The sequence below is a fragment of the Congregibacter litoralis KT71 genome (assembly GCF_000153125.2).
GTDB classification, from domain to species: domain Bacteria; phylum Pseudomonadota; class Gammaproteobacteria; order Pseudomonadales; family Halieaceae; genus Congregibacter; species Congregibacter litoralis.
This window is the reverse complement of sequence record NZ_CM002299.1, coordinates 3,901,505-3,913,982: the sequence shown is the minus strand read 5'-3', so window position 1 is coordinate 3,913,982 and position 12,478 is coordinate 3,901,505. Positions and strand designations below refer to the sequence as shown.

The window sequence follows — 12,478 nt, the reverse complement described above, 5'->3', positions numbered from 1 at the left end:
TCGCTCCTGAGCCAGAAGCTGGTGAGCACGCTTGGCTCGGCTCTACCCAGTTAACGGGGGATACACCGGTTTTCATTAAACTCGGTTGATAATGCCATCCCATCCACAGTGGGTTAAGACCCGCAGTCGATAGTTTTCAAAGTTTCTAAATCCATAGGCTCGCCGACTCATCATTTCCATCTTGTTATGGAAGCCCTCGGTGATGCCGTTCGTCTTGGTAAACCGCCACATGCCAACGATGGGTTCCAGCCAAGACTTCAGTGTTCTGGCCAACCGATGAAGCGGGCTAGCCGCCAAGTCCTCGATTAATGAAAGCAGCCGCGGCAGCAGCTGCGGCTCTACCCAGTTAACGGGGGATACACCGGTTTTCATTAAACTCGGTTGATAATGCCATCCCATCCACAGTGGGTTAAGACCCGCAGTCGATAGTTTTCAAAGTTTCTGAATCCATAGGCTCGCCTGGACATCATTTCCATCTTGTTATGGAAGCCCTCGGTGATGCCGTTCGTCTTGGTAAACCGCCACATGCTAACGATGGGTTCCAGCCAAGACTTCAGTGTTCTGGCCAATCGATGAAGGGGGCTCGCCGCCAAGTCTTCAATCAACGAGAGCAGTTGCGGCAGCAGCTGCTTGGCTTTTTTACGATTCAGAGATCTGAGTAGCAGCAGTCGATTGAGCTGCTGCTTGGCCGCATACAGCGCCTTGAGCACGGGATAGTCATCCAGATATCGGCCAAGGTTCTCTCTTTGCTCATCCGTAAGACGCCATTGGTGGCGTCGCATCAGGCTGACCAGCCCGCGATGCTTGCGCCCCTCGGGATCGTAGCCCTGCCAGGCTTTGAGCAGATGCTGATTAACCAGTCGAATGACGTGGAATCGATCGGCAACAATCGTGGCGTTAGGAAAGTACCGGCGCACAATGCTGCGGTAGGTTTCCGACAAGTCCATGACGACAACCTGGACGTTCTCTTTACCCGGTAATGCCCTTAAATAACGTCTCAAACTCAGTTCTGAGCGTCCCAGCACCACATCGAAGACCTTGTGGTTCTTCAGATCCACCATCGTGGTGGCGTAGCCGCGCTTGCGGCTAAAGAAGTGCTCGTCGATACCCAGCACACGGGGGCAGGGCCGATTAGACATCTCCGATAGTCGCAGTCGGCACTGACCTTGATACCAGCGCTCGACGGTTGCTGGGCTCATGTCGTGTGTTCTCGCGAGCTTACGCTGCGTCACGCCGCCGTCATGGGCCTCGAATACTTCAAGACGGAAGGCGTCCGACGATCGATAGCGGGGCCTGACGCCCTGAAACCGGTGACGAAAGTAGCGACCACATTGTGGGCAGTGATACTTGGGCGTCTTCAGGTGCAGCGTCATCACCTGGTTGCCCTGGCGTGTGTGTTTTAACGTGCGCTCGTGGGTCGCTTTAATCCTGACTTTGGGATGCTGGCAGTGGATGCACGATGGGCGGCGCTTTGGCCTGGCATAGACCTCGATCGAATCATTGCGATCAACACGTTCGACCTCCAGCTCGGGAAGACCTAATATATTTCCTGCGTGGGACATCGGGGGTTTCCTCATTAAACGGACTTCGCAAATTCAGTTTAATGATCCCCGGTGTCCCCCGTTAATGATGAAGAGCCGCACGCTTCGGCCCGTCCTTTCAAGTTTTAGCGTACGATGACGCCACAAGCTTTTAATCCTTCGCGGAGTACGGGAATGTGTAAACGACGCTTTTTGTTTGGCTTGCTGGCACCGATGTCGATTCTCGTGCTTTCTGCGGCAAGCAACGCCCAGGTTGTTTTGGGCGATGTGAGCGTTCCCTGCGCTGAGGATTCCGCCTGTATGAACCGGCTCCACCCGGAGATTCCCATGGTGGCAACGGCGGACCCGGGGGAGCCAATCGTATTTCACGGTCGGGATGCTTTTGACCTTTTCCTTGATCCCGACGAGTTTTCCAGCGCTCCCGACATCCCCCGGGAAGGCATCGGCATCGTACACGCGCTGACTGGTCCGGTGCACATCAGAGGCGCCAAGGCCGGTGACGTGCTCGCAGTCAAGCTTGACTCTCTAAAGGCGGCCAGCGTGGGCTGGACCCAGGCCGCTCCTATCGGTTTTGCGGGCGAACAGTTTGGTCAGGATGTGCGCTTTATTGTCTGGCGTATCAACAAGGACTACGCCGAAAGCGATGCGCTGCCCGGCGTGCGCATTCCCAATGCGAGTTTTCCGGGTGTGATTACGACATTGCCTGGCCAGCAACTGCTTGCGGATGTGCTTAAACGCGAGGGCCAGTTGATGGGTCTTGGTGGCGCCGTATTGCCTCCCGATCCGAGCGAAGCTCAGCCTTCGGCGCTGTGCGGACCCGAGGGAAGCAAACCGTCCGAATGCCTGCGCACAGTGCCGCCCCGCGAGCACGGCGGCAATATGGACATCCGCTACATGACCTCGGGCACCACCGTATACCTTCCATGCTACATCGATGGCTGCGGTCTGGCCGTTGGGGATTTTCACTACGCCCAAGGTGATGGAGAGGTCTCCGGTACGGCCATTGAAATGGGTGGCACCCTCACAGTCACGGCGAGCATCGTGAAAAATCCGCCCGACCTCAAATATGGACCGCACTATGAGGGCCCTGCCAAGGTACTGAAAATCCCCTCGCAGCGGTTCTATGCCACGACCGGGTTTCCCCTGAAAGAGCCGGGAACAGTGCCCGCGAATCTTGCCTACCTTGCCTCAGATCGCATTGCTGACCTCAGCAACCTCTCTACGGATGTCCATCTCGCCGCGCGGAACGCCCTCGCGGCCATGATTGATTACATTGTGTCTGAGTACGGTTATGACCGCGCCCAGGCCTACATGATTGCCAGTGTGGCCGTTGACTTGCGCATCGGTCAGCTGGTGGATATACCGAACGTGGGCGTAACCGCTATCCTGCCGCTGGATATCTTTGTTGAAAAAGCAAAGTAAACGCCGGGGGACTATGGTGGCGTCCACGGCTACCCGTCATTGTAGGGCGCCTCTTGCGATTCCGTCTGGCTATGAGTGATCATCTCAAGCGTAAGGATTAAGAGTTCTGTAGCTATGCTTATTCGTTTTGATCCGACGGGTTCCCCAGAAGAACTCAAGCGACACCTTGCCGAGTTCGACGAGGATGAGCGCATACAGGGGATCGTGGTCCTGGCCGGCATCGAGAACGGTTTTACGCCGGAAAATCTCAACGGCTTGCTCGCCCGCGTTAGCAAACCACTCGTGGGCGGCGTGTTTCCGAACATCATTTACCAGGCGACGGCCTCGGAGAAAGGCACCATCATCTGGGGGGTCGGGCGTCCCATGGAGGTTGCTGTCCTGAACGGACTCAGCGATGCCGCCGTGGATATTGAAGAGACGCTGGAGCCCCTGTTGGGTGACCCACCACAGGAGCCAAAGTTACAGCTGGTATTAGTGGATGGTTTTTCTTCGCGAATCAGCGCCTTTCTCAGTGCACTGCACGACTTCACGGGACCAACGATGGAATCCATCGGCGGCGGCGCCGGTTCCCTGGACATGGTCCAGCGTCCCTGCCTGATAAGCAATCAAGGTTTGTTGAAGGACGCTGCCCTGGTCGCCCGCTTCGGCACGTCCGCGGGCGTCGGGGTGGCCCACGGGTGGTCACGGGTTGCCGGGCCCTTTCGTATTACCGCGGCGCAGGACACGATCCTGAAATCCCTCGACTGGGAACCCGGTTTCGAGGTGTATCGCACAGTGGTAGAAGAGCATTCTGGCCAGTCCTTTGGCGACACCAGCTTTTTTGATCTCGCCAAGGCCTACCCCTTTGGTCTGGCGCGCCTCGATGCGGAGTACATCGTTCGCGATCCCCTGATGTTGAATGACGACGGAAGCCTGACCTGCGTCGGTGAGGTGAGCGAAGGCGAGCACGTCGATATCCTCCACGGAGACCGCGAAACGCTCCTCAGCGCAGCCCAGACTGCGCGAGAGCAGGCTGATCAGCAACTGAATGTAGAACCGGGCTTGCGGCTGTTCATGGACTGTATCTCCCGGGTGCTGTTCCTTGGCGACGAATTCGAGGAAGAGCTGCGCCGGGTCGCTGTCGATGACCTGCCCGTTATGGGCGCGTGTACCTTCGGTGAGATCGCTAACGGCGGCGGCGAGTTCCTGGAGTTTTACAATAAGACATCCGTCGTGGCGACGTTATCAGAGCTGCGCAAGGAGTCGTAAGGCCTTGAGTGCTGCCGTCACACAGCTGGAAATACAGGTTGCCCTCGAGATTGCGATGTCCATCGGCAATTCCCTTGAGCTGAAGGCGATGGCTCGGGAGGCATTGAAAACCTACCTTCGCAAGCTGAATTGCCCCTCGGGCATGATCATTTCCACAGACCCGAATGACGCCGGATACACAATCGTCGCGGAGTCGCCACGCAACGCCGAGCAGCACGCGGCGGTCGCGGCAGCCATTGATGCGCTGCGCGATGCCCGGGAGCAGGGTAGCGAAGACATTGTGAAAGGCGAACACGAAGGAAGCCACTTTTACGCCATGCCCCTGCGTGACTACGGTCACATCGTCCTTCGCAGAGCCTCCGGCGCCCTCGCGCCTTCAGTTCTTGCGTCGCTTGAGCGCCTTAACGACAAGCTGGCCGGTGCCTGCATAGCCTGTGTGCAGAATGCTGAGCTGGCCCAGGCCAAGCAAGCTGCTGAGGACGCCGACAAGTCAAAAACCCTGTTTCTCGCCAACATGAGTCACGAAATCCGTACGCCCATGAACGGCGTCCTTGGTCTGGCTAACCTTCTTTTGTTGCGCGATCTCCCCGAGCGGGAGCATGAGTTCGTGCGCACGATCTGCAGCAGCGCCGAGTCCCTCCTCGCGATCATCGATGATGTGCTTAACTTCTCGACGCTGGAGCACGGTCAGTTCAGCCTGTACCCCCAGCCAACGCGCGTTGGCGAAGTGATCAACTCCGTTGTTGATATCCTCAGGCCGGGCGCTGCGGACAAAGGCCTGAACCTGAGCCTGACCCTGGGGTCCACGCTGCCTGAGGCGCTGCTGGTGGATGCCTCGCGCCTGCGGCAGATTCTGACAAACCTGATTACGAATGCGATCAAGTTTACGGAAGCGGGTCAGATCGATGTGCTGGTAAACAGTCGCGCGGCGCAGGCAGACCGCGAACACCTCGAGATCCTTGTGATTGATACGGGCATAGGTATCTCCGAGGAACAGTCCGGACGACTTTTCGACCCCTTCCACCAGGTGCATGGTGCCTACAATCGTAGCGAGGGCGGCGTGGGTCTCGGTCTTGCCATCACTCACGAAATTGTCAGACTCATGGGCGGTACCATCGACCTGAGCAGCCGTTTGGGCGATGGTTCGCAGTTCAAGGTGAGTCTTGAACTGGAGCGCTGCAACGCGCCTGCGGCGAATCATCAGGAAGCTGCCGGTTATGTCAGTCTGCAGGGGCTGCGAATTCTTGTTGCGGAGGATGATCAGACAAACCAGCTGGTCGTGGGCGAAGTCCTCCGCCTGTTGGGAGCCGACTTCACCACGGTAAGCGATGGCGCCGAAGCCCTCGCCGCCGCCACGGATGGCGCCTTTGACCTGATCCTGATGGATGTGCAGATGCCGCATGTGGACGGCCTCGAAGCAACGCGTCGGATACGCCAGCGTGGATCCGCCTGGTCTCAAGGCGTGCCGATTCTTGCTCTCACGGCCCACGTGATGGACGAACACCGGGATCAGTGTTTAGAGGCGGGAATGAATGCGTTTTTGTCCAAGCCGATCAGCGTCGAAAGCCTGAGTCGTGCGCTCGCGCAGTTCACGGAATACCGCGGCAGCGTTCCCGTCGCGCAACAGAGCCCCAAGCCGGCATCGCCCCCTACGCAAGCCAGCAGCGCAGAATATGACATCGGAGCGCTGAAGCAGATGCTCGGCAACAACGCGGAGCTTGTTGCCAGAATCATGCAAACATTTCGCGAGGAGGCTCCCCAGGTGTTTGGCGATCTGACCCGAGCCTATGAGAGCGGTGACTACGCAAGCGCGGCTAAACTCGCACATCGACTGAAGGGCACGACGGCAACGATGAAGGCCGAGCAGGCCGCGGAGCGCTTCGCTCGTCTCGACGCTGCTCTGCGGGAACAGGACGAGCAGACCGCGGGTGCCCTGATCAGGGAAATGCCCGCTCATCTCGATGCCATCCTCTCGGCGCATATCTGATCACCGCGGATCTGTCGCAGTCGATGGCTGATAACAGCCCTTGCTGTAACAGGCGGGTGTTTTTTTGGGGCGCATACCAACTACTTTTTCAGGGCCCCGTACTGTTTCTGCAGCTGCTTCACAGTACTGTCTGCAGCGCTATATTCCACGTAATCATGATGCTCGCTTACCCTGCCGTCTGTCACCCGGACTATTGATACCACTTTGCCTGGAAGGCTTATCCAGTCTTTATTGACGTTCCAGTAGGTGCCCGCCACGCGAACATCGATATCAAGATTTACGAGGAAGTATCCTGCGGTTTCGAAGCATCCGGTGGTTGTATAGCTGATTTTGTTTGTTCCAGACTCTTCTGCCCCGCTTCGCCAAAAATCGACAATGTTGGCGGAGCCGACGAGCTGGATCGGTTCCCTGTCGAAATAAGTCATTGTGGGATCCGAGTAGCTGGCGTCATCGGCAAGCAAGGCTTCCATCTGCGACCAATTCATAGTTTCGATGGCCCTTAGGTAACGCGCTGCGACGGAGTCGTCAGGGCAGGCGCCAAACGCCGTTACGGACACCAATTGCAGGCACAGGCCGAAAACTGTCGCTCTCATCATCGCTGCTCCCTTGCGCGTCATCCGCGCTCTTTGTATCGCTCGTAGATGCTGACTGCGGCAAACAGATCCTGGGAAGTCATTCCGAGGGAGCTGTACACCGTCACCTGATCGTCATCCGTACGGCCGCTGATAGAACCTGCAGCCAGCTCGCCGATCTCGCCGAGGATGTGTCCCTCGTCAATCGCCCCTTCACCGAGAGGGATCATGATATTTCCGCCTTCATTGCGGGTTGATTGCATAGCATCAACATAGAGCCGGGATCGTTGGATCAGCCGGGTATCGGCCTCTCGGGTGTTGAGACTGTGGGATCCGACCAGATTGATATGTGTGCCGGGTGTTACGCAGTCGCCGAAGAGGATGGGCTCGGCGGAGCCCGTGACCGTGCACAGAACATCGCAGGCCGCTGCATCGCTGGGGTCGCTGACGGCCTGTACCTCGAGACCTGTTCTTGCGGTCTCCTTTTTTGCGAAGACCTCTGCGCTTTCGAGATTTCGCCCCCACACGAGGACTTTCTCGATGGGGCGCACAGCGCGGATGGCGTCGATATGTGTTCCGGCCTGCAGGCCACAGCCGAAGATTCCCAGCGAGGCGGAGGACTTGCGGGCCAGGCAGTCCGTGGCAAGACCCGATGCGGCGGCGGTGCGAAGCCCGGTGACGGAGCTCCCATCAATGATGGCGACGGGCTCCCCGGTGTCATAGTCAAAAATAGTGATTGAGCCCTGTATCGCGGGTTTCCCTTTTGACGGGTTATCACTGTGCAGGGTAATCACCTTGGTTCCGTAGTAACCCAGCTCCTTTGCCGATCCCGGCATGAACAGCATCGTGTGGCCATCGCCCACCGGGATGGCCTGTCGCGGTGGGACTTCTACCGTTCCGGCGGAGGTCGCCATCATGGCGTCTCGCATCACCTCGATGCAGTCAGCCATGGGTAGTATCTCAGCCACTTGGGCAGCGTCGATGAGCGTTAATGCCATTTTCCTTCCTTGCCTGGTCTTGCTTCGATTTCCCTTGCTACTCGATGCCCAGCTCGCCGATCACCGCCGCGACCAGAATAGCCAGGAAAATCGCGCCGATGGCCACTACTGCAAATTGAAATGCCATGGCCGCACCGCCGAGGATCACGCCACCGACGGCGACCCTTGTGGGTTCGCGCATGGCGTAGCTGACCACGCCCAATATGAAGGCTAATCCAGCCAGAAAGCCTGTTGCGAGAGTGACGATGCGATCGAGGTCCCAGGACTTTTTCGGGGCGACCTGCTCCAATTCTTCTCCCTTCAGTGCCGCGATGGTGGCGTTTTTGATAGCCACCGCTTTCTCGGCGACGGTGGTCTCTATGGGGGGCTGCGGCGAGAGAGAACCCGCCCAGAAGTGCATGACCGCAAGGAGCAGCGCTGTTGCGCCTAAAACAATGCCGACGATACCGATGGTAGGTCGCTGTCTGTCCATCCCATGCATCTCCCGCCAAAGCTCTACTCGACATCTAAAGTACCGTTAAGGTGATTGCGGGGGCAAGATAAACAGACACTGCCGATCGGCAGCCTTGGAGAGCTCCCCGGCAGTATTAACGCCAGTGCAGGCAAGGGTAATCGTACGCTTAAACACCTCGAGCGAAGCCCTGACACCGGTTTTTACGAAATGAGTCACAAGCAAAAAAAAGCCGCGACAGAGGTCGCGGCTCTCCGGGCTTGCTTGGCGTTAGAAGTTAACCTTTACACGGCCATATACCATGCGGCCTCGGGGATCAGATTGCTTCGGGTCATAGCTGAAGTTCGCCGCGTCATAAACCCGCGGAGGCAACTCGTCGAACACGTTTTTCGAACCGAGGGTAAAGGTGGCCGTGTTGTCGCCAAATTCGAAGTCAAAGGCATACTGCAGGTCGACGGTAAACCAGGAGTCGATATCCTGATTGTAGCCGAGGGACGCAGCCCGAGGATCCACGGTGCGAGTTGTCTCGTAGCCCGAGGTATAAAACCCCAGGAGAGCGATGGAGTGGTTACCCATGCTCCAGTCGATCACGCCGTTTACCTTGGTCTCCGGGATGGAGCGAACAAAGGAATCGTAGTTAAAGAAGCCAGCCACATCTTCCGTACCGCCGGGGCCGTCGCAGCCTCGCGCGTTCGCGGCGGTGCAGGGGATGTTGTAGCTGAGGAAGTGCGTTGCGGTGACGTTAAAACCGAATTGCCCGAAGCCGTCGGTGGGTACCATCCAATCAAGGGCTACGTCGATACCGTCAGTCTCAACCGTGGATGCATTGATATAGTTGGTGCGCACACCTGCCAGCTGTCCCGTTGCGCTTCGGTTGATTGAGTCACCGTTGGGATCGGCATTTAGCTTGCCCTGGGCCGACTCGGCCACGATCACGTCTTCGTAGTCAAAGCGCCAGTAGTCCACGCGAACCGACATGTCATTCGTGATGTCCCAGATCGCGCCGAAGTTAAAGTTCGTGGATGACTCGGGCTGCAGGTCCACAGAGCCTGCGGTGTCTACGCGAACAAACAGCGCTCCGCCGGGATTGAGCGGATCTACCAGACCTTGCAGTGCCGTCTCCTGAGAGAAGTACTGTTGCAGCGATGGTTCACGGAATGCCGAGGATGCCGAGGCGCGCAATACCAAGGCGTCGGTGGCCTGCCAGCGTATGGCGATCTTGGGGTCGAAGCTGCTGTCGGACTCGAGGTCCTCGTAGCGACCGGCGATATCCACTTCGATATTATCAGTCAAGGGGATATTCGCCTCTGCAAAGAGCGCATAGGTGGAGCGGCTCTCGTCGACCGGACGACCACCGCCTTGGAAGATCAGGTCAATGGGAACCGCAAAGCCCGTGTCCTGGTCAATCTGCTGCGTGGCAACGTCGTTGAACGCAATCTGGTAGCTCTCTTCACGCCATTGCGCGCCGAAGGCTACGCCAACGGTTCCCGCCTTCATCTCAAAGAGGTCGCCGCTGAAGACAACATCGCCCACCAGCATATCAGTGGAACGGTTGGTGACCTGAGCGTCAGAGATGAAGTCGATGATCTCCTGCGAGTTCTGCGTGGGGTCGAAGATGTTAAAGGTTTGGTCGCCGTTTGGACCACCGACACCTGCAAGACCTTCGTTAAGGCGGGAGGTGCGCGTATCGGGCTGGACCGCCGTGCGATCGTTCTCTGAATAAGTCAACGCCGCGTACCAGTTCCACCCGGAATTTAGACTGCCTTCAAGGTCGATTGACGCGCGTAAGGTTTCGCTGTCTCGCGGAGCGAAGGGAGAGGGAGACTCCGCACCAAGAGGGCGCCCGAGCCATACCACCGGCTGGTCGAAGGGGCTGCCGGCTTGCCCTGGGAAAACCAGAGGGAAAGACAGGTTCGGGTAGGTGGGAGATTGGGGGTTGTCGAATACCTCATTCTTTGTCCAGCCGAGCTCAATGGTCATCGCCAGATCATCGGAGAAGTCATGGCTCAGGTTGCCGTAGAGCTGCGTTTGCTCCTCGTCGTTGACCAGGTTAAAGCGAGGGCCGTAAAGGAAACCGCAGCGAGTCCCGGATGCCTGGGGTACCAATACGCCCAGTTCCGAATCCAGACACGCAGGATCAGGAATGTTCTCGCCGGGTGAATAGCTGCCCGCGTAAGCGCCGCTGCCATTGGTCGGTGCTATAGCGATAAAGCTGCGCCCCAGCGTACTAATAGCGTTCTCTGTGGTGAAGGGGCGATCCGCTGAGCTCAGAGGATCCTGCTGACGGAATGTGCCCGAAAGCAGAAGATTCGTGCTATCGCCGATGTTAATACCACCGAGCAGATTCACATCTACCGTGTTCTGGCTACTTTCGGTCGTCGTTTGATAGCCGCCGGAAACCTCGAAGCCCTCAAAATTTTGGCGCGTTATAAAGTTCACTACACCTGCGATGGCGTCAGAGCCGTATGTTGCTGTAGCACCCTCTTTGAGGACCTCGACGCGCTCAAGTGCCGCCTGGGGTACGGTGTTGGTATCTACGAACACGCTTCCGTCGTTTGCCACCGCAGCGGCAACGGTTTGGCGCTTGCCGTTAATAAGAACCAGCGTTGAGGTCAGACCAAGTCCCCTGAGGTTAACGTTGGAAGTGCCTTGCGTTTCCCCCGCGGTAAAGGAGTCCGGATTGTTTTCGGCGCCGGAGGCCACGGTAAGTCGTGACGTAAGTTCGGCAATGGTGACGGCACCGGTTTTGGCTATGTAGCCGGAGTCCAGCACCTCTACGGGGCTTGCTTCATTCTGTGCAGTGCCCTTGATAAAGGAACCGGTAATCAGGACTTCTTCGAGTTCGCCGCTCTGTTGTGCCATGGCAGATGACGCCAGCGCAGCGGATACCGATACAGCAAGAACAGACTTGGTAAAAGAAAATGATTTCATTTGAAACGCCTCTATTTATAGTTAGTTGATGACACTGCCCCGCAGAGTAGCAAAAAAACGCAGCAGTAGACTACTGCAAGGTGGAGTGCCTGTGCCGGCGCGTGAGGCGGCGCACTACAGGGGAGGCGTGCGTTAAATCCAAAGTGCCTACTCGCTGTCGATGAGTTCCCTATTGAGTTCCTGAACACTGTTAACCCCGGTGAGGGCGAGGGCGATAGCGATCTCTCGCTGAAAGATCTCCAGAAGGTTTCGCACCCCTGCTTCGCCGTTCACGGCCAGGGCATAAATCCAGGGACGTCCCATGAGGACTCCCCGAGCACCCAGCGCCACCGCGCGCACGACGTCCAAGCCGCTACGAATGCCGCCATCGATAAAGACCTCGGTTTCGCTGCCCACCGCGTCTACAACTGCAGGCAGTTTGCTGATGCTTGACGCCACGGCGTCCAACTGACGGCCCCCGTGGTTGGAGACCACCACGCCTTCGGCGCCGCAGTCCCTTGCGGCACGGGCATCATCAGCCTCCAGCACGCCTTTGATCAGCAACTGGCCCTTCCATTGATCGCGGAGCCAGCGGATGTCTTCCCAGGTGACTGAGGGATCGAACTGGGACTCCACAAAACTCTTGTAGCTGTTGAGATCTTTAGCGTCTTTCACTTTTCCGGAGAGATTGCCAAGGAAGTGGGGTTTTCCTCGGATGCCGACGTCATAGGCCCAGCCAGGGCTGGTGGCCAGTTGTAGCATCTGGGATGCCTTACCCATCCAGCCGCCACCGATCATGCCGTTTCTGAAGTCTCGCAATCGCAGCCCGGGCACCGCCAGATCAACGGTAAAGATCAGGGTTCTTGTGCCGGAGTCCCAGGCGTTCTGCAGCATTTCCTGCACGAAATCACGATCGCGCAGCATGTAAAGCTGAAACCAGGCGGCGGTGTTGGTGGCTGCATTGATTTCGTTGATGGAGCACACGCCCATGGTGGAGCCGGTGAAGGGGATACCCACGGTCTCGGAAGCTTTTGCTGCCTGGACTTCACCCCGACGGGCGTACATGCCCGCCATGCCCACGGGGGCAAGTGCCAGGGGCATGGATGCGGGCTGTCCCAGGAGCGTGGTGTCCGTGCTGCCTCGGGAGACGTCATACATGACCCGCTGACGAAGGCGAATCTTTGAAAAGTCCGCGCAGTTGGCGGACAGGGTCTCTTCGTTGTTGGCGCCTCCGGCGGCATAGTCGTAAAGAAAGCGTGGCAAACACCGTCGGGCGCGCCGCTCGTAGTCGCTCACGGTTACCGGGACTACACTAAAAATACTCATAGTTGTGCTCCCATAATCCAGCT

Annotated in this window: 9 protein-coding genes and 1 pseudogene; 3 read left to right on the top strand and 7 right to left on the bottom strand. The window is 57.8% G+C overall.

From position 1 onward, the window contains the following. Nucleotides 1-75 precede the first annotated feature (75 nt). Nucleotides 76-333, bottom strand: a pseudogene (locus KT71_RS20655) (transposase); the annotation flags it as partial. Nucleotides 334-371: 38 nt separating this feature from the next. Beyond that, nucleotides 372-1,562: an ISL3 family transposase gene (locus KT71_RS17715; protein WP_023660006.1), complete on the bottom strand. Its 1,191-nt coding sequence runs from the start codon at nt 1,560-1,562 to the stop codon at nt 372-374. Between the two features lie 153 nt (nt 1,563-1,715). On the opposite strand from KT71_RS17715, the gene KT71_RS17710 reads away from it, so the two are divergent. The 3 genes from KT71_RS17710 to KT71_RS19870 all read left to right on the top strand — a co-directional run bounded on the left by KT71_RS17710 (nt 1,716) and on the right by KT71_RS19870 (nt 6,198). Further along, nucleotides 1,716-2,963 carry an acetamidase/formamidase family protein gene (locus KT71_RS17710; RefSeq protein WP_008293960.1) on the top strand — a complete coding sequence of 416 codons (1,248 nt, stop codon included), beginning with the start codon at nt 1,716-1,718 and terminating at the stop codon, nt 2,961-2,963. Nucleotides 2,964-3,077: 114 nt separating this feature from the next. Then, on the top strand, nt 3,078-4,211 hold the full coding sequence (locus KT71_RS17705; RefSeq protein WP_008293961.1) for an FIST signal transduction protein: 1,134 nt from the start codon (nt 3,078-3,080) through the stop codon (nt 4,209-4,211). Between the two features lie 4 nt (nt 4,212-4,215). Beyond that, nucleotides 4,216-6,198, top strand: coding sequence for an ATP-binding protein (locus KT71_RS19870; protein ID WP_008293962.1), 1,983 nt, complete (start codon nt 4,216-4,218; stop codon nt 6,196-6,198). A gap of 80 nt (nt 6,199-6,278) precedes the next feature. Here KT71_RS19870 and KT71_RS17695 read toward each other — a convergent pair whose 3' ends face one another. The 5 genes from KT71_RS17695 to KT71_RS17675 all read right to left on the bottom strand — a co-directional run bounded on the left by KT71_RS17695 (nt 6,279) and on the right by KT71_RS17675 (nt 12,455). Then, nucleotides 6,279-6,794 carry a nuclear transport factor 2 family protein gene (locus KT71_RS17695; RefSeq protein WP_023660302.1) on the bottom strand — a complete coding sequence of 172 codons (516 nt, stop codon included), beginning with the start codon at nt 6,792-6,794 and terminating at the stop codon, nt 6,279-6,281. 17 nt (nt 6,795-6,811) lie between these two features. Continuing rightward, nucleotides 6,812-7,768, bottom strand: coding sequence for an ornithine cyclodeaminase family protein (locus tag KT71_RS17690; RefSeq protein ID WP_023660301.1), 957 nt, complete (start codon nt 7,766-7,768; stop codon nt 6,812-6,814). Nucleotides 7,769-7,805: 37 nt separating this feature from the next. Continuing rightward, entirely contained in the window at nt 7,806-8,240 is a 435-nt protein-coding gene (locus KT71_RS17685; protein ID WP_008293965.1) for a hypothetical protein, read from the bottom strand. A gap of 249 nt (nt 8,241-8,489) precedes the next feature. Further along, complete coding sequence (locus KT71_RS17680) at nt 8,490-11,150, bottom strand: TonB-dependent receptor domain-containing protein (RefSeq protein WP_008293966.1); 2,661 nt, start codon at nt 11,148-11,150, stop codon at nt 8,490-8,492. A gap of 147 nt (nt 11,151-11,297) precedes the next feature. Continuing rightward, nucleotides 11,298-12,455: an L-lactate dehydrogenase gene (locus KT71_RS17675; RefSeq protein ID WP_023660300.1), complete on the bottom strand. Its 1,158-nt coding sequence runs from the start codon at nt 12,453-12,455 to the stop codon at nt 11,298-11,300. Nucleotides 12,456-12,478 lie beyond the last annotated feature (23 nt).